We start from the raw sequence: 19,887 nt of genomic DNA, 5'->3' as shown, positions 1-19,887 counted from the left end.
TAACAGAGTTCTGAAGTGAGGAGACGATGTATAATGTTAGATTTAACCTATCGCCCACGTCGTTTGCGGACGACGCCGGCTATGCGTGCATTAGTAAGAGAAACAACGTTACAAACGGAGGATTTGGTATATCCGCTCTTTATCGTGCCCGGCGAAGGTGTACGGGAACCTATTGAATCACTGCCCGGACAATATCATCTTTCCGTTGATGAAGCTGTTAAAACAGCTAAGGAAGCGTATGAATTAGGCGTTCCTGGCGTAGAAATTTTTGGTTTACCTACCTACAAAGACGAACAAGGTTCCTCGGCGTGGGATATGAATCAGCCGGTGCAACAGGCAATTAAAGCTATTCGTGAAGCAGTACCGAATCTAATTGTAATTTCTGATGTATGCTTGTGCCAATATACAAGTACCGGTCATTGTGGTTGTGTGGAAGACCATGAAGTATTGAATGATGAAACCTTGCCATTACTTGCAAAGGTGGCTGTTAGCCATGCAAAAGCAGGTGCGCATATGGTAGCTCCGTCGGATATGATGGATGGCCGTGTGGCAGTTATACGTGAAGCTTTGGATGAAGAAGGTTTTACCAATGTATCCATCATGAGCTATGCTGCTAAATATGCATCTGCGTATTATGGCCCGTTCCGTGATGCAGTACATTCTGCTCCGGAATTTGGAGATCGTAAAGGCTATCAGATGGATGAAGCCAATCGTTTGGAAGCTATGAGAGAAATCGAATTAGACATCCGCGAAGGTGCTGATATTATTATGATTAAGCCGGCGCTATCGTACTTGGATATCGTGCGCGAAGCACGGGATAATTTTGATTATCCCTTAGCCGTATACAATGTTAGCGGTGAATATGCTATGGTTAAAACGGCAGCGCAGGCCGGTTTAGTGGATGAAAAGCGTATCGTACTGGAAACATTGCTCTCCATGAAGCGTGCCGGTGCGAAAATTATCATCACTTACCATGCCCTTGATGTAGCGCGCTGGTTGCAGGAAAAATAAGGAGGCACCATGCTTAATTTAGATAAATCTCATAAGGCCTTTGCAGAGGCTAAGCTATATATGCCGGGTGGTGTTAATAGCCCTGTTCGTTCCTATCGTAGTGTGGGTTCGGAACCGCCGTTTATTGCCTCGGCCTCCGGAGATCGTATTTATGATATTGACGGTAATGAATATATAGACTATGTATTATCTTGGGGCCCGATGATTTTGGGGCATGCTAACGCGGAAGTAGTGGCAGCTTTGCAAGAAGCCGTATTGCGCGGTACCAGCTATGGTGCTCCGACTTTGCTTGAAACAGAAGTGGCTAAGAAGATTCAGGCTTTTATGCCAACGATGGAAATGCTCCGTATGGTTAATTCTGGTACAGAAGCTACTATGAGTGCGTTACGTGTAGCGCGCGGTTTTACCGGCCGTGATAAAATTGTTAAATTTGTAGGTTGTTATCACGGGCATAGTGATAGCCTACTTGTCAAAGCAGGATCGGGTTTAGCTACTTTCGGTGTACCGGATAGTCCCGGTGTACCGGCTGGTGCAGCAGCGGATACAATTACTATGCCCTACAATGATAGCCAAGCAATTCGAGGGCTCTTTGATGAACAAGGAGATATGATTGCTGCTGTTATCGTTGAACCGGTAGCCGGTAATATGGGTTGTGTGCCGCCGGTGCTGGGCTTCCTGGAAACCTTGCGAGAAGTTACTGAGGAACACGGTGCTCTGCTCATATTTGATGAAGTAATGTGCGGCTTCAGAGCCAGCGCAGGTGGCGCCCAAAAATTATATGGTATCATCCCGGATTTAACCTGTCTCGGCAAGATTGTCGGAGGTGGGATGCCGATGGCTGTATTTGGCGGGCGCAAAGATGTGATGAGTTGTGTAGCACCGGCGGGGCCAGTATATCAGGCAGGTACGTTAAGTGGTAATCCTATTGCTATGACGGCGGGCTTGGCAACACTATCTGTATTGCAGCGGGATCCGACTATTTTCCGCCGCGTCGAAGCAGCTACAAAGGAGCTGTGTGAAGGGTTGGAACGTCTTGGTAAAGCCGCTGGTGTACCGGTGACAGTACAGCGTGTAGGTTCTATGTTTACCTTGTTCTTCCATGATGGTCCAGTACGTAACTTTGACGATGCATCGGCGTGTGACATGGAGGCCTTTAAGACCTTCTTCCATTATAATTTGGAACATGGAATTTACTATGCACCAAGTCAGTATGAAAGTAATTTTGTATCGGTTATGCATAATCCAAAGGAAATTGAAAAAACGTTGGCTGTTGCGGAAGAAGCCTTTCATCTTCTTAAATAAAAAGAAGGTACATTGTAGTGTACGGCAGTGAGTTGTGAATAGGGCATGTAGAAAATCGTGGCGGTCACTGTATTTTTTCTTCTATATACGATATAATAATAGTGGGCATAGTGAAAGTAATAGGTACTAATCATAGATGACTAACTATGCAAATGGATAGTTGTTTGCGTACGAAGTCTTTCCTATGCTTATGGAGTTACATAAGCGAAGGAGGCAATGATATGGCAGTAACAGGCGTTGCGGAACACGAATTATATGGTAAGTGCCCGTACGTGACGGTACAGAAGGTATTGACCGGCAAATGGACTTTACTGATCATGCACCACTTAGAAAACGGCCCCTTGCGATTCAAGGAGCTGGAACGCGTATTGGCACCAATCACACAGGCTACCTTAACGAAGCAGTTGCGCACGATGGAACGAAACGGTTTGATTCACCGTAAAGTATATAATCAGATTCCGCCAAAGGTAGAATATTCGCTTAGCGAAATAGGAGCTAAATTTAGCGGTGTCTTGGCAGCTCTCGGTGAATGGGGAAAGGATTATCTTGATTATCTGCGCGAAGAGGGCGAAATTGATACGGATAAATAAAGCGTAGCGGAGGGAACATCATGGAAATGCGAACGGAGGAATTGCGGGCAGCAGCCAGAAAAAGTCTGGATGAATGCTTGGCAGATAGCGTGGTTCCCAAGGAACTATGGCCGGATATTGAGGCGTGGCTCGTTGAAACGGGCTTGGGCGCAATATATCTGGAAGGGCGGGAAGCCGTTGGCGCATGGTGGGCTTCCCGTGAAGTGGCGCGGTTAGGATATGCGATTAATTTCGCAAAGTGTGGTTGCTTGCCGGGAAATTGGTTCCCGGAAGGTGAAAATTGGCTATTGGCACAGGCGGAGGCAAAGCTCCGCTTGGTAGCCGATTGGGAAACACTTATTACCAATGCCGCCTTAGAGCGGATATAACAGCATATAGCGATAAACCGGATGCCTTGTGTATCCGGTTTTCTCGTTTAGAAAAGGAGTGAGGCCATGCAGAAGGTAGAAAAAGGTGTCAGCTTATCGGTAGTCACATTGAGTTGGCCTATCTTTATCGAAATATTTTTACAAATGCTGGTAGGAAATATAGATCAATTCATGATGAGTCATTATTCACAAGAAGCGGTAGCCGCTGTAGCTAATGCGAATCAAATTATGAATATTTTTATTATGCTCATTATCGTCATGAGTACAGCCAGCACCATATTGATTGCACAGTTTCGCGGTGCCAAGCAAACGGAGTCGCTGAATGAGGTGGGAACGGTAAGTGTGGCTTTTAATTTGGTGTTCAGCTTTACTGCGGCTTGTTTAATCTGGCTGTTTCATGAAACTTTTTTTCACTGGCTTGGTGTACCGGCAGATATCTTTGCAGAGACATCGCTGTATATGAATATTGTTGCGGTCAGTATACCGATAACCGGTGTATATACGGCATTTGTTGCCATGTTTCGTGGTTATTCTTTGCCGGTTATTTCTATGATGGTGGCCTTCGTAATGAATGTCATTCACATCATTAGTAATGCAATTTTAATTTACGGTTGGGGACCGATACCTTCTATGGGTGTGTTTGGGGTATCTTTGTCGACGACTTTGAGTAAGGCAGTAGGACTTATCATTATATACTGGTTATTTAAAACACAGTTACCGCTGCGTTTATCATGGCAGTATATATGGCCGGTCCCAAAACGGATGCTAAAAGCATTGTTACGTATAGGTGTACCGTCTGGTGGAGAAACTTTGTCGTATCAGCTGTCACAAACGACAATTATGATGATGGTTAATCTGTTAGGATTAGTGGTCATCAACACAAAGGTGTATGTATATATTATTGCTATGTTCTGTTATATGTATACGATTGCATTAGCCAATGCGGCGCAAATTGTAGTTGGCTTTTTAGTTGGGGCTAATAGAGAAGAAGAAATTTCACGACGTGTATGGCAGACGGTAGGCATAGGTCTTTGTGTCAGTGTGGGCTTGACCGGTATTTTTTATGCATTTAGCGATAGCGTGTTAGGACTTTTTACAAGAGATCCGGATATGCTTGCCTTGGGACATACTATTTTAGGCATTGAAATGGTTTTGGAAATCGGTCGTTCTGTTAATATTGTAATGGTGCAATGCTTACAGGCCGCTGGGGATATTAGAACTCCGATGTTAGTCGGTGTATTTGGTATGTGGTTGTGTGCAGTTACCTTGTCGTATATCTTCGGCCTGCAATTAGGATGGGGTCTTCTAGGAATTTGGTGGGCAATGGCTATTGATGAAGGAGTACGAGCACTCATCTTTGTATGGCGTTGGCAAAGTGGTAAGTGGAAAAATCGTAAGCTTATTGCCAACGTATGATGTACCATGAAAAGGGCTAGTCTAAAGTATATTGAGTAGGCTATAATAGTAAATATCATGATGTGGCGGAGAGGTCATGCATGGTAGAGCGGTCATGTCGATGGAGTCGTATACGGCAATAATATGGCAGGCCGGGTAGAATAGTAGGTGAGTCTGGAGACTCAAGGGAAGGATGAAGAAGTGCATGAGTAGTAATGTTATCGGAATTATAGGATTAGGCTTACTGGGCGGTTCACTAGCGAAGGCGTTATCGTTACATACATCATATCGGGTTGTCGGTTATGCTCGGCGTCAAAGTGTATGTGATAAGGCCATTGCTTCCGGAGCGGTAGCAGCGGCATATACATCGGTGGTAGATGTAGTTAAAGAAGCAGATGTTTTAGTATTTGCTTTACCGCCGGATATTAACGGAGTGGTATTCAACGAAGTCGCCCCTCTTATAAAAGAAGGAGCATTGGTTACGGATGTATCCAGCACCAAGCATAATTTTGTACAGGCTGTGTATAAATATTTGCCGTCACATGTGCGGTTTGTATCCATTCATCCTATGGCAGGATCGGAAAAGGGAGGCTTTGAGGAAGCCAAGGCTACACTTTTTGAAGGCTGTACATGGATTGTGATACATAGTGAAGACACTCCCGGTTGGTCTGATGATGGAGCTGCGGAGTTACGCCATTGGGGGGAGCTGTTTGGAGCACACATCGAAGAGATTACTATGGCAGAACACGATGCATACATGGCATCTATCAGTCATATGCCGCATTTGGTAGCCGGTATGGTTGCCACTGTAGCCGGCGGAGATGCAGACGGAGAACAACGGCTACGTCTTGCGGCTGGAGGATTTCGGGATATTACCCGCGTAGCCGGTGGAAACCCATCCATGTGGCGAGAAATAATTATGGGAAATGCCGAGTGTATTGATGCGGCATTGGCTTCATTGGAAGTAGAAATAAGCCACGTACGTCACCTATTGGCCGAGACAGATAGTGAAGGGATGGAAGCCTATCTAAAACGGGCTAAAAAAATCAGAGATACATTTGCTTCATTACTAGGAGGATATAATGAGCGTATTTGAGGAAACCTGTAAAGCGATTACGCCGAAGAATATAGCTATCGGCGATGCGGTTAAACGCACATGGGACGGAGTAGCCATGTACGGCAATTACGGTAAACTAGTGGATATGACGGCACAGTATGCGATGGCTACGAATCAGTCATTGGAGGATAATACCTTGCATATTCCTAAGCGATGCATGATTATTGCCAGTGCAGATCACGGAGTAGCTGAAATGGGGGTTAGCGCCTACCCACAGGATGTCACGGTAGGCATGACACAGAACTACTTAATACCTAAAGGGGCCGGTGCGAATGCGTTGGCTAATTACTGCGAAGCGGATATGGAAGTTATTGATGTAGGCATTGCGGCTGATATGTCTTGGGTACCGGGGTTGCGGCATAAAAAAATTGCTTACGGCACGAAAAACTTTTTGAAGGCACCGGCCATGACTAAGACTCAGGCCATTAAAGCTATTGAAGCGGGTATCGAACTGGTAAATGAAAAGGTTAAGGAAGGCTATAATGTATTCCTCGTAGGAGAAATGGGAATTGCTAATACTACTTCCAGTGCGGTAATGACAGCTAAATTTGCCGGAATTACTGCTGATGAAGCAACAGGACGAGGAACTAATATTTCCGACGAACGACTTAAGGTGAAACAAAAAGTAGTGCATGATGCCTTGATAAAATACGCTCATATTGATAAAAATGACGGACTTGGTATTTTACAATCTGTAGGTGGTTTTGAATTTGCTTGTATCACCGGTGTTATTCTAGGGGCAGCTGCACAGCATGCTATGGTAGTTATTGATGGCTTCAATACAACAGTATGCGCTTTGGTTGCTCATGCTATTGTGCCGGAAAGCATGGATTATGTGATGGCCTCCCATTTGTCGGCAGAAAAAGCGCATGTACGCGCTTTGAAAGTATTGGGTCTTGAAGCATATGTTGACCTTGGACTCTGCCTCGGTGAAGCCTCTGGCGGATCTATACAGATGGGGATGCTTGATTTGGCGGTGCGTATGTATAATGAACTGGAAGGAGGCACCCAATGATGAGAGATTTTGCTATCGGGGCATTAAGTACGCAGGCTATGGATGCGTGCCAGTTGCGCATTGATAATTTAACAAAACCGATTTATAGTTTGGCACAACTAGAAAAGATTGCGGCGCGCATGGCTGGTATTTTTAATGTAGAACAGCCAAATCATGTGAAAAACGGTGTTATTATTTTTGCCGGTGATACGGCAGTAAACGGTCGTCAGAATTTAACAGGTGGAAAAGAAAGCCTTGCAGTTATGAAGCGGCTGGCTACGGGGAAAAGTGCTACGCATGCGGTAGCGGCAAAGCTATCGGCGCCGGTATATTTAGTAGATGTAGGTATGGAAGCAGATACGTCTTCTATTGATGGTATAGTGACGGCAAAGGTAAAAGCCGGTTCTGACTTTTTTGGCATGAGCCCTGCTATGACTGCGGAGGAAACTGAGGCGGCTATCGAAGTTGGCGCCGTTTGGGCAGATCGCATGCATAGTGAAGGAATTCAGGTAGTGGCGGTAGGCAATGTTGGTGAACGTGCTTTGCTATCGGCATTAGCGGTAACTGCAGCTGTTACAGAGTATCCTGTACGCCGCCTAGTCGTAAATAATGAATGTACCTTAACCTCGGATGAAAAAGTGGAACGTTTGATGGCCACCTTGCAGCGCTATAGTCTGTCACCGGAAAAACCGTTGCAGATTTTGGCTTCTGTAGGATCTCCGGATATTGCTGCCTTAACAGGGTTTATTTTACAAGCGGCAGCACACCGTATGGCGATTGTCTTCGATAATGCGGTAACTGGGGCGGCTGTACTGGTAGCCTCCTTATTACGCAAAGGGGTCACAGACTATGTATTCCAGTCAGCGGCCTATGACGATCCTGTTCACCAGGGGCAGATGAAATATTTAGGTATCAAGCCATATTTGTTTTATCATTTTACAATAGAAGAAGGCTTGGGATCTGCCATGGGCTTATCAGTAGTAGATGCCTCCCTGCATATGTTAAACGATATGAAAACTTTCGGTGAAGCAACAGTTACCGTTGCTGAAGACGGTCCGGGAAACAAACGCCAAGACGGTCGTTGATGAATATGAAATAAGAATTGTTACGGGAAGAAAAGCTAACGCTTAGGTAAGAATGCAGGTTGAAGTAAGAAGCAATACTTACAATAAAAATAGGGTCGCAGTGCATCCGTGGATGACTGCGACCTTTTCTGAATAATGTATAAGATATTAATTTATAAGGAGATGAAAGCGAATGAAGGTATTACAAGGGCTGGCTTCTTCCGGCATCAGTGGGAATATGATGATAGGAGCTTTGCTTGATTTGGGATTTCCTTATGACGTCTTACAACAGGAGATTGAAAAACTACATCTGGCAGGCTATCATTTTGTTCATCGACGAGGGGAAAAGCTCGGGGTAGAGGGCATTTATTTTGATGTACATTTACATGAACATCCCCATGGATATGATAGAATCAGTGAGACGGTGTTGCCTAGCTCTGGACAGGTTCATTATAGTCATGCTCATGGAGAGGGAAATTACGGGCATAAGCATCTTACTCATGAACATAGCCATGGAGAACGACGAAGCTACACGGAGATAAAACAGATTATTGAAGAATCGGATTTGTCAAAATGGGTTAAAGAGAAATCGGTGGAAGCTTTCTACCGATTGGGTATGGCGGAAGCAGCTGTTCACAATAGCACATTGGAAGAAGTGCATTTCCATGAAGTGGGTGCCATTGATTGTATCATCGACATTGTAGGTACTATGATTGGTATGGAATATTTAGGCTATGAGGCTATCACCTTTTCTCCGCTTCATGTTGGCAAAGGCAAGGTGAATTGCGAGCATGGATTAATGGATGTGCCAACACCGGCTACAGCAATGCTGCTGCGTGAGTTTCCTACATATACGACGACAGTGACCGGTGAATTAGTAACACCTACGGGGGCTACCTTAGTCCAGACACTGAGTGCTGATGTTCCTTTGTGTCGAGATGAGGTGGCTATTAAAGAACAGGTAGGTCGTATGATGGCACTTTTGGACAGCACAACGCATAAGGGTGTAGGTTTGGGAACAATGAATTTGATAATTCCTAATGTATTTACCCTGTTTGAAGTGTAATTGATGAAAGGAGATTCGTTGATGTCTGCATACATTATGAGTGGTAGCACGATGATGCGAATCTCCAAGCTTAAAATTTTTTAAAATTGGTATTGACATAAATTAGGCTCTTTGTTATTATAATAAGGCAGTCAGGCAAGACAGTAAAAATAAGAATGAAATAAAAATTTTCTTAAAAAGTGCTTGACAGTTTAAACGAAATGAAGTAAAATGAATTTCGTTGTGACATGCGGAAATAGCTCAGCGGTAGAGCACCGCCTTGCCAAGGCGGGGGTCGCGAGTTCGAATCTCGTTTTCCGCTCCATTTTTATTCCTCGATAGCTCAGTCGGTAGAGCAATCGGCTGTTAACCGATCGGTCGTAGGTTCGAGTCCTACTCGGGGAGCCAATACGCTTACACAGGTTTTAACCTTTGTATATATAGGGGTATCGCCAAGCGGTAAGGCAACGGACTCTGACTCCGTCATTCCAAGGTTCGAATCCTTGTACCCCTGCCATTTCATGATCCATTAGCTCAGTTGGTAGAGCACCTGACTTTTAATCAGGGTGTCCCGCGTTCGAGTCGCGGATGGATCACCACTGTGGCCCGTTGGTCAAGCGGTTAAGACACCGCCCTTTCACGGCGGTATCGGGGGTTCGATTCCCCCACGGGTCACCATATGGACGATTAGCTCAGCTGGGAGAGCGCCTGCCTTACAAGCAGGATGTCGGCAGTTCGATCCTGTCATCGTCCACCATATCTCTTTGCACGAGTCTCTTCAGGAGACTCGTTTTTTTGTACCCCATTTTAATAATTATCGTTTTATTCTTATCCAGCCTCGGTTATGTGCCGAGGCATTTTTATTAATTATCGGTTCATTGTCTATTGACAGTACAGACAGATATGTTTATACTTATCCATATTAACAGATGTAAAGTTTGTTAAGTTTTGCATATGCATGTAGAGGAAAGCCACGTCCGGACATGGCTGAATTTAGGTCTTTGGGTAATTAGATCATTAGGTAATGCAGAGGATAGGAGTATTTGTATGGCTGAATTAATTGCACGTCTGGATGGGATGAAGTTGCGTCCCTTTCATTACAAAATATTAATGGTATCTGGTTTGGGATGGGCTTTTGATTCCATGGATACTGGGATTATTGCATTTTTAATGCCTCGGTTAATTCACGAATGGGGACTTAGTGGCACGGAAGTTGGGTGGCTAGGTAGCATCGGACTTATTGGTATGGCTTTGGGGGCGGTCACATCAGGTACACTGGCGGATGTTATTGGACGTAAACGCGTTTTTGCGTGGACTGTTTTTTTATATAGTCTGGCAACGGCATTGTGCGCAGTAGCACCCAACTATGAATGGTTACTGATATTTCGTTTTTTAGTAGGTGTAGGACTAGGTGGGGAACTGCCTGTAGCGGCTACCCTTATGACAGAATATATCCCTACGGCTGTGCGCGGTCGATTTATTGTTATACTGGAAAGCTTTTGGGCCGTAGGATGGTTGTTGGCAGCGGCTATAGCTTATTTTCTTGTACCTCATACAGGATGGCGCTTTGCTTTTTTAGTTGGTGCGTTACCGGCATTATATATAGGTTTAATACGTGCCCATTTACCGGAATCAGTGCGTTACTTATTGCGCAAGGGACGGATAGACGAAGCTAGGGCAATTGTAACTGCCATTGAAGAGGAACAATGTCCGATTGCATCACATGCAGCAGTGGTAGCTAATCAGCGTAAGCGGAATAGTAAACTGCTTTCAAAGAATAATATGCTAGAGAGTAACATAATAGAAGTTAATAAAGCAGGCTCAATTGAAAAAGAAATGAAGTCACCTTGTACCGGTGTAGTTGAGAAAGATAATAACATAATTACGACTGATGCGAAGAAAGATGGTAAAGAAACAATTACAAAGGGGCCTGGAGCATTATGGCAGCCATCTTTACGTCGTCGTACAGTCATGCTATGGTTGGCTTGGTTCGGCATTGTATTCAGTTATTACGGAATCTTTATGTGGCTACCTTCTCTTGTGTATCAACAAGGGTTTTCTGTGGTGAAAACATCAGAGTATGTTTTCTTTATGACCATAGCACAACTACCAGGGTATATGTGTGCTGCTTGGTTAGTAGAACATTGGGGACGTAAATATACATTGTCTGTCTTTTTGCTGGGCAGTGGTGTAGCTAGTTATTTTTTCGGCCATGCAGGAACGGTAATGGTGCTTTTAATAAGTGGTGCTCTGATGTCATTTTTTAATTTGGGTGCTTGGGGTGTTATGTATGCGTATACACCGGAACTTTATCCGACAGCTATTCGCGGGTTAGGTTGTGGTTGGGCTGCCGGTGTAGGACGTATCGGCGGCATGGTAGCCCCTATGTTAGTAGGTATCCTGCTGACAGCACAATGGGACATGCGCCACATCTTCTATGTATTTGCTGCTATGTTTGTTATAATAGCGGTAGTAGTTATTGCTTTAGGTACAGAAAGCAAACAGCGTTCGTTGGAGCAATTAGAGCATCAAGGAGCATAAATACTATTAAGTGATAGAAATATAAGTGGTAGTAGAATTATTACTAAAAGGTTAATACAGAGATAACTAAATTAGTAAAGAGATGATTAAACTCTAATTAAAAGAGAGTTAAGAAGGATATGAGGACAGCGATATTGAAATGGGAATAAGGAGATACTATGCGGAGTAAAGAACGACAACAGACGATTATTAGATATTTGGCGAAAGCGAACGCTCCCATCGCCGGTGGCGAGTTGGCGGAAATGTGTGATGTATCCAGACCGATTATTGTTGGAGATATCGCCGCTTTACGGCAGGAAGGCTATCCGATTTTATCTACTCCCAGAGGTTATACGATGACCATGCCCGGCAGTGGTAGTGTAAAGCGTATTATTGTATGTCGCCATGATGCAACACGCGTGGAAGAAGAGCTTACCACTATTATTACTATGGGAGGCGTGATGTATACCATCGGCGTGGAACACGATGTGTACGGTCATATTGAGGCGTCCTTATATATCCGCACTTTAGAGGAGTGTCGGCAATTTATAGAAAAATTTGCTTCCTCGGCGAATCAACTGCTTAGCACCGTTAGTGGTGGTGTACATACTCACCTTATTGGTGCTGATACACCGGAACGGTTGTCCCTCATCATTGATACGCTTCGACAAAAGGGATTTCTTTACGAAACAGTTGTCTCATGATATACTGCTGGTGAGGTATCGCTGACAGTTAAACGAGTGATATAGAAGGATAAAAAAGACACTGTCCGTGCGGACAGTGTCTTTTATGTTGTAGGTTACGGCGTATTATCTAGGAGAGTACAATGAAACAAATACAGCTGAGATGGATAGGCCTTACCGCAATTTTAGCGGTGGCAGCTGTCATAGCCGGTTATTTTGGCTGGTATCTACCGCGCCAACCGATATACACGGTTCGGTTATTACAAACAGCAGCCGATAAGAATGATGTAGCAACCATTTATGAGCATGTGGACGTGCGATCTATATTGGGACATGCCATCGATGACTGGGTGAACTCTGATGAAGAGTTAAAAGCAAATCCATGGTCAGCTGCAATAAAGCCGTTAGCAAAAGAGGTAGGTACGGCATTAATAAAAGATGCGATTACAAAGGAAGTGCATAAAAGGGCACAGAAGAAAATCGACCATGAGATGAAAGCTGTTACCGGTGATAGCAATGGAGTGGAACAAGAATCTGTTGAAAAAAATGGAGAGGATCCTCTGGTGGGTGATATGGTACAGCTACGCCGTGTCTATGCTATGGCGGATATTACTTTTTTATGGAAAGAAGTACAAATCACTACGGTAGAGGCTGGAGTAGTGGACGTGCGAATCATTGCTAATGCCACTAATCCGCCCGAAAGAATACCTATCGTTCTTCGGATGCGACAGTTAGAAGACGGTACATGGCAGGTCTATGAAATACCGAATATTATGGATATTGTGAAGCAACTTCAAGAGCGTAAAACAGCAGTTGACGACAAAGGGCGGACTTCTCTATAATAGATGAGATGTAATATAGTTGAAAAAGGAGATACTATGCGATTACGAAGAAAACCATGGATTGACGAGGCAATTCACGAGTATGATACACATGTGATTTTAAGTGATCACGCATCGTATAAAGGGCATTGGAATACTTTGTTTACAAATCCGGAGAAACCACTGTATGTGGAGCTGGGCACCGGAAAAGGACGTTTCATCGCCGGTATGGCAGAGGCGCATCCGGAAGCCAATTTCCTTGGCTTTGAAGTACAACTGGGTGTTTTATATTATGCAGCTCAAAAATTATTTGAAGCCGGGACAGATAACGCAAAGGTAACGCTGTTTGACATTGCCGGTATTGAAGATATTATGGATCCCGGTGAAGTGGATCGGTTTTATATTAACTTTTGTGATCCGTGGCCAAAGGCGCGGCATGCAAAACGACGTTTGACATATCATACCTTTTTGGACCGTTATGCACGGCTTTTAGGCCCTGATGGGGAAATTCATTTTAAAACAGATAATGAAGGTCTTTTTCTGTTTTCCTTAGAGGAGTTTAAGAACTCCGGTTGGACATTAAAAAATGTGTCCTATGATTTGCATAGTACGGATATACCGAATGTAAAAACAGAGTATGAAGAGAAGTTTAGCGCTAAAGGGCAGCCGATTTTCCGGTTAGAAGCAATCAGGCCCAAGGAGGCATAATCATGAAAGATGACGGTCGGGCTAAGGGCTTGCGCCGTGTGCTTCATAATGATGTGCAAGGTGTGTTCTTTGCCGTATTTTTATGGGTAATTATAGGTAGCATCAATATCTATAGTGCGACCTATGTGGAGGCCACCATTGATGGTAGTTTATGGGCAGGCTTCTTCGTTAAGCATTTGGTGTCATTAGTATTGGGATTTATTATTCTAATGGCTATGTATCGTATGGATTATCGGCGATTGCGCTCACAAAAGGTTCTTAACGGTATGGCAGTGGTGTTGGTTATCTTGCTGGTGGCCGTACTCGTTGGTGGTACTGTCGTTAATGGTGCACGGCGATGGCTACAATTCGGCCCGGTATCATTACAGCCTTCAGAATTTGCCAAGCTGGGATCGGTTATTTGGGCAGCAGCTTACGTAGAACGGCAGCGATGGAAGCAGAAATACATTCACTTCTTTGAGTATTACGAATTTGGCCGCAGTCCGGGAAGTAATGGACGCGTACCTTTTTTTGCACGCTTTTTGTTGATGCCCTTAGTATATGCACTGCTTACGATTTTACAACCTGATATGGGTACGGCGATGCTTATTTTGGGCTTTGGTGCTATACTGGCGGCTATTGGCGGTATCGGCTACATTCGACGCATACGTGGTCCTATGCTGTATGTAGCAGTGGGGGGAACGTTAGCGGTACTCGGTATTTTAAGTGCTTTGGTGTATTTATCACCATATCGATGGGAACGTATCCTTGCTTATATAGATCCATGGAGTCATGCGCAAGGCATCGGCTATCAGACTGTGCAAAGTCTATTAGCTGTAGGTTCCGGCGGTGTGCTAGGCCAGGGCCTGGGTAATGGCACGGCCAAGTATTTCTACTTACCGGAAGCGCATACAGACTTTGCCTTCGCCGTGTGGTCTCAAGAGACAGGTCTTGTAGGTTCTTTGGCACTGCTTGCCATTGTGTTGACCTTTACTTGGTACGGGCTACGTATTGCACAACAGGCCCGTGATTACTTTGGTGCATTTGTGGCATTTGGTATTACGTTAATTATCAGCGGTCAAGCGCTGTTTAATATGATGATGGTTTGCGGAGCCATGCCGGTTACTGGTGTGCCGTTGCCATTTGTATCCTATGGCGGTTCTTCATTAATGTTAAATCTGGGAGCCGTTGGAATTTTGGCCAGTATTGGGCGTTACAGCCTGGCGGCACAACAGTCACCGCGCGTTGGTACGCGGGGTGAAGCTCCGTCGCTTCGGGAAGAAACACTCAGTCGGTTTTCGGTGGAAGGTTCGTCGACTTCGCGTAGTCGCTAACGGAAAGGGGTAGTTAATCCATGAAAGACTTTATTGATGTGCAGGAACGCCCGTCGTTTGGGGCACTGTTACCACTCAGCTTCCAGCACGTATTCGCTATGTTCGGATCTACGGTGTTGGTACCATTCCTTTTGAAAGTTGATCCGGCAACAGCCTTGTTTATGAATGGTATCGGTACCTTGTTGTATCTCTTTGTATGTCAGGGAAAGATTCCTTCATACTTGGGTTCTAGTTTTGCTTTTATTGCACCGGTGCTATCGGTTATGGCGGCCGGGATGAGCTATGAAGCAGCGCAAGGTGGCTTTATTGCCTTTGGTGCCGCCTTCATTATCTTATCTATTATCGTACGTTTCGTCGGCATTAAATGGATTGATGTTATTCTGCCGCCGGCAGCTATGGGAGCCATCGTTGCCGTAATCGGTTTGGAACTGGCACCGGTAGCTATGGGGATGGCCGGTATTACCGGTGATCAGTGGCAAAGCTTGGGGATGACACATATGCAGGTTGTAACGCTGTCTATGTTCTCTTTAGTAGTGACGATTCTCGGTACCGTACTTTTCCGTGGTTTCTTTGCTGTTATACCGGTACTTATCGGTGTAGTAGCCGGCTATGTATTGGCAGCCTTTATGGGCGTTATTGATTTTGGTGCGGTGGCAGCTGCACCGTGGTTCTCTTTCCCGCATTTCTACGCACCGGAATATAATCTTAATGCAATTCTTATGATTATGCCGGCTTTATTCGTTGTATTTGCAGAACATGTAGGGCACTTAGTGGTAACCAGTAACATTGTAGGTCGAGATCTTATGCAGGATCCGGGGTTAAAACGGTCCTTGTTGGGTGATGGTATTGCTAACATGTTATCCGGTTTCTTTGGTGCTACACCAAATACGACCTATGGTGAAAATATCGGTGTATTGGCTATCACGCGCGTATTCAGTGTGTACGTTATCGGCGGTGCGGCCGTATTGGCCATTCTCTTTTCCTTTATAGGTAAAATTGCAGCTCTTATCCATGCTATTCCGGTACCGGTAATGGGTGGTGTCAGCATTTTGCTTTTTGGTATTATCGCAGCTTCCGGTTTGCGTATGCTGGTAGAACGTAAAGTAGACTATACAAGCCCGGCTAATTTAATTCTTACTTCCGTAGTACTTATTACTGGGGTAAGCGGTGCAAAGGTTGCTATTGGACCGGTAGTATTACAGGGGATGGGACTTGCTACGGTAGTAGCTATTCTTATTAGCTTAGCATTCACTATTTTCCGCAAAACCGGCTTAGGAAATAAGCAATTAAATAGAAAATAAAGAATAAAAGATAAAAGGACGACTCACTTCGAAAGCAGATTATTTGTAAGATGTAAATACTGTGAAATGAGTCGTCCTTTTATTTTTTTATAGTTTGCTTGGTCATATGTGTTGCTGTACATAATCAATAAAGGCTTGAACAGCTTTGCGCTGTGGTTTGCGCGGATGATAGTAGAGATTTGTTTCGCGTTCAATCGCTGTTCCATCGTTCCAATATAACGGTTTGATGCGTATATCGTCGGCAAAGTACTCCAATCCTGTATATGGAAGAATAGACCAACCAAGATTTTTCTGAATAAAACGGCGACAGGTTTCCATTGTATCCAGATACAAACCACTATTAGGAGGGGTAGTATAATTTTGTTTCCACCAAGTATCCATGATGGCATATAGGGAAGGATCAGTGGTGTATCGAATTTGTGGGATGGAAGCCAACCTATTGCGATTGCAGTGTTTCGATGTGACGAGGCAAATCGGTTCGGAGCGAAGAAAAATTTTTTTACCCGTTGGTGCATGGTTACTAAATTTCTATGGCTCGGTGAATGGTTTCACACCCATTTGGATTTGCACGTATTTCCACCTTTGGTGGCAATGGCGCTATTACTTCTTTTGACTATGCTTATTCGTTATTTCTTCGCATCTACGATTGCCTATGTTGTTACCTTGGTACCGGTTATATTTATACTGGGGCAGGTGTTTGGATTACCGGCGATTCCTTTGCTTTTATTGGTAGCGGCATCGGCACAGCTAGCCAGTCTTATGACATATTACGGTAATGCTGTAGGACCGCTTCTCTTTGGTGCCGGGTATGTACCGGAAAGTCGTTGGTGGTTTACAGGTCATATCATTGCATTTTACTCCATGGCAGTGTACTTTGTAGTCGGCTTGGCATGGTGGAGTGTACTTGGCCTTTGGTAACTGTAGTCATTGATATAATTAGTTTTTATTATGCTTTTGATTTTGAATTACATATACTGCTAAGAACATAGAAACTGCTGATCTGGGTAGGCGGCAGACTCCATGTTGTTATAAAATGAGAGGTCCATATATCTCAGTGGTCATATTTATTGAATGATACGCTTTTGATATATGGACCTTTCTTGCAATATGTAAGTTGGTAGTAGAGATATAAGGAGTTCTTACTATGGCTTCTATGCTTCTTAAGTAGTTCAGTATATACCCCCCTCATGACATTTATACCGAGTATCTGTATACTATAAACAGAATAATAAGTAAGAACATGTGCCTTTGTAAAAGAGAGAGTACAGAAGCACAGATAAGGAGATTATGATGAAAAAAAGTAAACGTATGCAATGGCTACTGGGGAGTGCCTTGGCAGGAACGTTAGTGATTGGCTCCGCAGGATTTGCTTTAGCGGATACAAATGATACAACCGGTGTTTCCTGTATGACGGGAGCAAACGGACAACCGATGAACGATGCCCAGCATCGTTCAATGATGAATCGTATGATGGGATATATGCAGGGGATGATGCATGGCAACGGTCAGGGAATGATGAAGGGGCAGACTATGCATCAGTCAATGATGGATGGCAACGATCAAGGTATGATGCAGTCGATGATGTCCGGTATGCATGGCATGATGCACCAGCATATAGCTATTCAATATAAAAATGCAGCTCAAGCAGAGCGGCCGTTGGCAATTCCGCCTATTCTGACACCTACAGAGCAAGAGGGGAATCATGTAACCTATTCTTTGACAGCGCAGCAAGGCGAAACAGAGTTATTAGATGGGCATCGAACACAGACCTTGGGTTATAATGGAGCTATGCTGGGACCGGTACTACGGTTAACAAAAGGGCAGCAGGTGACGATGAAGTTATCCAATCGGCTTGACGAACCGACGACATTTCATTGGCATGGCTTGAAAGTAGATAGCGATGCTGATGGCGGTCCGCATAATGCAGTGCAGCCCGGCGAAGGTAAAACAGTACAGTTTACCGTCGATCAGCAGGCGGCTACCTTGTGGTATCATCCGCATTACATGGGGAATACGGCACGGCAGGTATACCAAGGCTTAGCAGGACTTATTTTGGTAGAGGATTCGCAAGAGACTGCCTTACCATTGCCACGAACGTATGGTGTCGATGATATACCTTTAGTGATACAGGACCGTTATTTTACGGAGGATGGACGCATCGATTACAATGCAGTGTCAAATCCGGATGGCACACAGGGAGATGTGCTTATAGTAAACGGTACAGTGAAACCGTATATTACGACAAAGTCGCATTGGGTGCGCTATCGTATCGTCAATGGATCGAATGCATCCAACTTTGATGTAGCTTTGAGCGGTCACCATAACTTTTATCAGGTCGCTTCGGACGGAGGTTTGCTGACAAGACCGGTATCGCTTACAACGCTTCGCCTCAGTCCGGGAGAACGGGCAGAAATCGTAGTGGATATGAGTCAGTATAAGGTGGGAGAAACAGCACAGGTTACGGTAAATGGTGCTACGGCACTAGCTGTGCGCATAGCTGATGTGGCTGATACGGTTGCTTTTTCACCGGATATGGCACTGACGACGATAGCACCGTTGCCGGAGTCAGACACATTAGCTACGCTACCGCGCAAGCATATTGAATTGCAAGGCATGGGGCCGATGGTATCCATCAACGGACGAACCTTTTCTATGGAACGAATTGATGAACAGGCTGTATTTGGTACACAGGAAATTTGGGAAGTGACGAATCCATCGACGATGATGGGAGGCATGATTCATCCTTTCCACATGCACGGTGTACAGTTCCGTATTCTTTCGCGCAATGGTCAAACACCGCCGGCGCAGGAGCAGGGATGGAAGGATACGGTACTGGTTAATCCTGATGAAAAGGTAGAATTATTGGTACGATATGAGCGGAAAGGAGTATTCATGTTCCACTGCCATATTTTAGAACATGAAGAAAATGGCATGATGGGACAGTTCGAAGTTAAATAAACGGTACATAAACATATGCCATAGATATATCGCATAGATACAAATTATATACGACGTAAAGAAGGAAAAATGACGATGAAGAACGAATGTAGTAAAAATACAGATTTTCATCGTCGTTTTTTTAGTTGCTTATGATAGCTTTATATAATAGGTGTATACTTAATGTATAAAGAGCAAAAAAGTATATTTATATTGGCATGAAAGGGAGGTGAAGTAGTGCTATATTTAGTAATTGGGGGTATTATCCTCGTAAGTATTGAAGCCTTGGTGCCGGGGTTCGGATTGTTTGGGGTAGCCGGTATCAGTGCGTTGCTTTGGGCATTGTATTTGTGGTTAGGTGCTACGGTGGAAGCAGCTATGACGGTGGCAGCGCTAGCTGTTGCCTGTATGCTAATTGCTTTTTGGCTTATATCAAAGTTCCCCGACAGTCGCATTGGTAAGCTACTGACCCTGCAATGGCGGTCGACGACGGATAACGGTTATGTAGGCAGTGAGCCTAAGGCGGATCTACTGGGGAAAACCGGTGTTGTACAATCGGTACTTCGTCCGGCTGGTCGAGCAATTATTGACGGCGAACCGGTAGATGTTGTGTCGGACGGTGAATTTTTTGAACCAGGTACGAAAATCCGTGTAGTGGATGTAACAGGCGGGCGCGTTGTAGTGCGTCGCAATGCAGACTAAATAGTGATAGGTTTAT

The 19,887-nt window shown here is 44.5% G+C and carries 19 protein-coding genes and 6 tRNA genes; 24 read left to right on the top strand and 1 reads right to left on the bottom strand.

The window, feature by feature from the left end; all coding sequences use genetic code 11:
* Nucleotides 1-33: 33 nt before the first annotated feature.
* From hemB to uraA, 21 genes are all read left to right on the top strand, one after another.
* The gene (hemB, locus tag G344_RS0101230; protein ID WP_028254596.1) at nucleotides 34-1,011 is read left to right on the top strand and encodes a porphobilinogen synthase; all 978 of its coding nucleotides are present in this window, start codon (nucleotides 34-36) and stop codon (nucleotides 1,009-1,011) included.
* Nucleotides 1,012-1,020: 9 nt separating this feature from the next.
* Nucleotides 1,021-2,313, top strand: a complete 1,293-nt coding sequence (gene hemL / locus G344_RS0101225; protein WP_028254595.1) for a glutamate-1-semialdehyde 2,1-aminomutase — start codon at nucleotides 1,021-1,023, stop codon at nucleotides 2,311-2,313.
* A 221-nt stretch (nucleotides 2,314-2,534) separates the two neighbouring features.
* Nucleotides 2,535-2,903, top strand: a complete 369-nt coding sequence (locus G344_RS0101220; protein ID WP_028254594.1) for a winged helix-turn-helix transcriptional regulator — start codon at nucleotides 2,535-2,537, stop codon at nucleotides 2,901-2,903.
* A 20-nt stretch (nucleotides 2,904-2,923) separates the two neighbouring features.
* Entirely contained in the window at nucleotides 2,924-3,271 is a 348-nt protein-coding gene (locus G344_RS0101215) for a hypothetical protein (protein ID WP_028254593.1), read from the top strand.
* 66 nt (nucleotides 3,272-3,337) lie between these two features.
* Complete coding sequence (locus G344_RS0101210; protein ID WP_028254592.1) at nucleotides 3,338-4,687, top strand: MATE family efflux transporter; 1,350 nt, start codon at nucleotides 3,338-3,340, stop codon at nucleotides 4,685-4,687.
* Nucleotides 4,688-4,859: 172 nt separating this feature from the next.
* Nucleotides 4,860-5,762, top strand: a complete 903-nt coding sequence (locus G344_RS0101205) for a prephenate dehydrogenase (RefSeq protein WP_028254591.1) — start codon at nucleotides 4,860-4,862, stop codon at nucleotides 5,760-5,762.
* Complete coding sequence (locus G344_RS0101200; protein ID WP_028254590.1) at nucleotides 5,749-6,798, top strand: nicotinate-nucleotide--dimethylbenzimidazole phosphoribosyltransferase; 1,050 nt, start codon at nucleotides 5,749-5,751, stop codon at nucleotides 6,796-6,798. The genes G344_RS0101205 and G344_RS0101200 overlap by 14 nt, the downstream gene beginning before the upstream one ends.
* Entirely contained in the window at nucleotides 6,795-7,862 is a 1,068-nt protein-coding gene (locus G344_RS0101195) for a nicotinate-nucleotide--dimethylbenzimidazole phosphoribosyltransferase (RefSeq protein ID WP_338116609.1), read from the top strand. The genes G344_RS0101200 and G344_RS0101195 overlap by 4 nt, the downstream gene beginning before the upstream one ends.
* 172 nt (nucleotides 7,863-8,034) lie before the next feature.
* On the top strand, nucleotides 8,035-8,907 hold the full coding sequence (gene larC, locus G344_RS10405) for a nickel pincer cofactor biosynthesis protein LarC (RefSeq protein ID WP_051245639.1): 873 nt from the start codon (nucleotides 8,035-8,037) through the stop codon (nucleotides 8,905-8,907).
* A 229-nt stretch (nucleotides 8,908-9,136) separates the two neighbouring features.
* A tRNA-Gly gene (locus G344_RS0101185) sits at nucleotides 9,137-9,211 on the top strand.
* Between the two features lie 7 nt (nucleotides 9,212-9,218).
* Nucleotides 9,219-9,294: transfer RNA gene (locus tag G344_RS0101180), tRNA-Asn, on the top strand.
* Between the two features lie 34 nt (nucleotides 9,295-9,328).
* Nucleotides 9,329-9,403: transfer RNA gene (locus tag G344_RS0101175), tRNA-Gln, on the top strand.
* Nucleotides 9,404-9,409: 6 nt separating this feature from the next.
* Nucleotides 9,410-9,485, top strand: a tRNA-Lys gene (locus G344_RS0101170).
* A gap of 4 nt (nucleotides 9,486-9,489) precedes the next feature.
* A tRNA-Glu gene (locus G344_RS0101165) sits at nucleotides 9,490-9,564 on the top strand.
* 3 nt (nucleotides 9,565-9,567) lie between these two features.
* Nucleotides 9,568-9,643, top strand: a tRNA-Val gene (locus G344_RS0101160).
* Between the two features lie 290 nt (nucleotides 9,644-9,933).
* A complete protein-coding gene (locus G344_RS0101155; protein WP_038154672.1) occupies nucleotides 9,934-11,427 on the top strand; it encodes an MFS transporter in 1,494 nt (497 codons plus the stop codon).
* 158 nt (nucleotides 11,428-11,585) lie between these two features.
* Nucleotides 11,586-12,110, top strand: coding sequence for a transcription repressor NadR (locus tag G344_RS0101150; protein ID WP_028254587.1), 525 nt, complete (start codon nucleotides 11,586-11,588; stop codon nucleotides 12,108-12,110).
* 122 nt (nucleotides 12,111-12,232) lie between these two features.
* Nucleotides 12,233-12,931: a hypothetical protein gene (locus tag G344_RS0101145; protein WP_028254586.1), complete on the top strand. Its 699-nt coding sequence runs from the start codon at nucleotides 12,233-12,235 to the stop codon at nucleotides 12,929-12,931.
* Between the two features lie 36 nt (nucleotides 12,932-12,967).
* The gene (trmB, locus tag G344_RS0101140) at nucleotides 12,968-13,618 is read left to right on the top strand and encodes a tRNA (guanosine(46)-N7)-methyltransferase TrmB (RefSeq protein ID WP_028254585.1); all 651 of its coding nucleotides are present in this window, start codon (nucleotides 12,968-12,970) and stop codon (nucleotides 13,616-13,618) included.
* Nucleotides 13,619-13,620: 2 nt separating this feature from the next.
* On the top strand, nucleotides 13,621-14,931 hold the full coding sequence (locus tag G344_RS10400) for an FtsW/RodA/SpoVE family cell cycle protein (protein ID WP_051245637.1): 1,311 nt from the start codon (nucleotides 13,621-13,623) through the stop codon (nucleotides 14,929-14,931).
* 20 nt (nucleotides 14,932-14,951) lie between these two features.
* On the top strand, nucleotides 14,952-16,232 hold the full coding sequence (gene uraA / locus G344_RS0101130) for a uracil permease (RefSeq protein ID WP_028254584.1): 1,281 nt from the start codon (nucleotides 14,952-14,954) through the stop codon (nucleotides 16,230-16,232).
* Nucleotides 16,233-16,334: 102 nt separating this feature from the next.
* Here the strand turns inward: uraA and G344_RS0101125 are convergent, their stop codons facing one another.
* Nucleotides 16,335-16,667 carry a LysR family transcriptional regulator substrate-binding protein gene (locus G344_RS0101125; protein ID WP_071838076.1) on the bottom strand — a complete coding sequence of 111 codons (333 nt, stop codon included), beginning with the start codon at nucleotides 16,665-16,667 and terminating at the stop codon, nucleotides 16,335-16,337.
* On the opposite strand from G344_RS0101125, the gene G344_RS0101120 reads away from it, so the two are divergent.
* The 3 genes from G344_RS0101120 (at nucleotide 16,650) to G344_RS0101110 (ending at nucleotide 19,871) form a co-directional block, all read left to right on the top strand.
* Nucleotides 16,650-17,150, top strand: a complete 501-nt coding sequence (locus tag G344_RS0101120; RefSeq protein WP_156886125.1) for an anion permease — start codon at nucleotides 16,650-16,652, stop codon at nucleotides 17,148-17,150. The two genes, G344_RS0101125 and G344_RS0101120, sit on opposite strands and share 18 nt — an antisense overlap.
* Nucleotides 17,151-17,522: 372 nt before the next feature.
* Nucleotides 17,523-19,190 carry a multicopper oxidase family protein gene (locus tag G344_RS0101115; protein WP_169718806.1) on the top strand — a complete coding sequence of 556 codons (1,668 nt, stop codon included), beginning with the start codon at nucleotides 17,523-17,525 and terminating at the stop codon, nucleotides 19,188-19,190.
* Nucleotides 19,191-19,406: 216 nt separating this feature from the next.
* A complete protein-coding gene (locus G344_RS0101110; protein ID WP_038154670.1) occupies nucleotides 19,407-19,871 on the top strand; it encodes an NfeD family protein in 465 nt (154 codons plus the stop codon).
* The last annotated feature ends 16 nt before the right edge of the window (nucleotides 19,872-19,887 follow it).

It is taken from the genome of Veillonella magna DSM 19857 (assembly GCF_000428745.1).
Classification (GTDB): domain Bacteria; phylum Bacillota; class Negativicutes; order Veillonellales; family Veillonellaceae; genus Veillonella_A; species Veillonella_A magna.
Note: the sequence above shows the minus strand (reverse complement) of the source record. Positions and strands in the feature narration are given on the sequence as shown.

Bases quoted from the DNA above. Each gene is read 5' to 3' on its own strand.
- uraA (WP_028254584.1), top strand. From the start codon at position 14,952: ATGAAAGACTTTATTGATGTGCAGGAACGCCCGTCGTTTGGGGCACTG.
- G344_RS0101205 (WP_028254591.1), top strand. From the start codon at position 4,860: ATGAAGAAGTGCATGAGTAGTAATGTTATCGGAATTATAGGATTAGGC.
- G344_RS0101145 (WP_028254586.1), top strand. From the start codon at position 12,233: ATGAAACAAATACAGCTGAGATGGATAGGCCTTACCGCAATTTTAGCG.
- G344_RS10400 (WP_051245637.1), top strand. From the start codon at position 13,621: ATGAAAGATGACGGTCGGGCTAAGGGCTTGCGCCGTGTGCTTCATAAT.
- G344_RS0101220 (WP_028254594.1), top strand. From the start codon at position 2,535: ATGGCAGTAACAGGCGTTGCGGAACACGAATTATATGGTAAGTGCCCG.
- larC (WP_051245639.1), top strand. From the start codon at position 8,035: ATGAAGGTATTACAAGGGCTGGCTTCTTCCGGCATCAGTGGGAATATG.
- G344_RS0101210 (WP_028254592.1), top strand. From the start codon at position 3,338: ATGCAGAAGGTAGAAAAAGGTGTCAGCTTATCGGTAGTCACATTGAGT.
- G344_RS0101195 (WP_338116609.1), top strand. From the start codon at position 6,795: ATGATGAGAGATTTTGCTATCGGGGCATTAAGTACGCAGGCTATGGAT.
- G344_RS0101150 (WP_028254587.1), top strand. From the start codon at position 11,586: ATGCGGAGTAAAGAACGACAACAGACGATTATTAGATATTTGGCGAAA.
- G344_RS0101155 (WP_038154672.1), top strand. From the start codon at position 9,934: ATGGCTGAATTAATTGCACGTCTGGATGGGATGAAGTTGCGTCCCTTT.
- hemL (WP_028254595.1), top strand. From the start codon at position 1,021: ATGCTTAATTTAGATAAATCTCATAAGGCCTTTGCAGAGGCTAAGCTA.
- trmB (WP_028254585.1), top strand. From the start codon at position 12,968: ATGCGATTACGAAGAAAACCATGGATTGACGAGGCAATTCACGAGTAT.
- G344_RS0101215 (WP_028254593.1), top strand. From the start codon at position 2,924: ATGGAAATGCGAACGGAGGAATTGCGGGCAGCAGCCAGAAAAAGTCTG.
- G344_RS0101115 (WP_169718806.1), top strand. From the start codon at position 17,523: ATGAAAAAAAGTAAACGTATGCAATGGCTACTGGGGAGTGCCTTGGCA.
- G344_RS0101200 (WP_028254590.1), top strand. From the start codon at position 5,749: ATGAGCGTATTTGAGGAAACCTGTAAAGCGATTACGCCGAAGAATATA.
- hemB (WP_028254596.1), top strand. From the start codon at position 34: ATGTTAGATTTAACCTATCGCCCACGTCGTTTGCGGACGACGCCGGCT.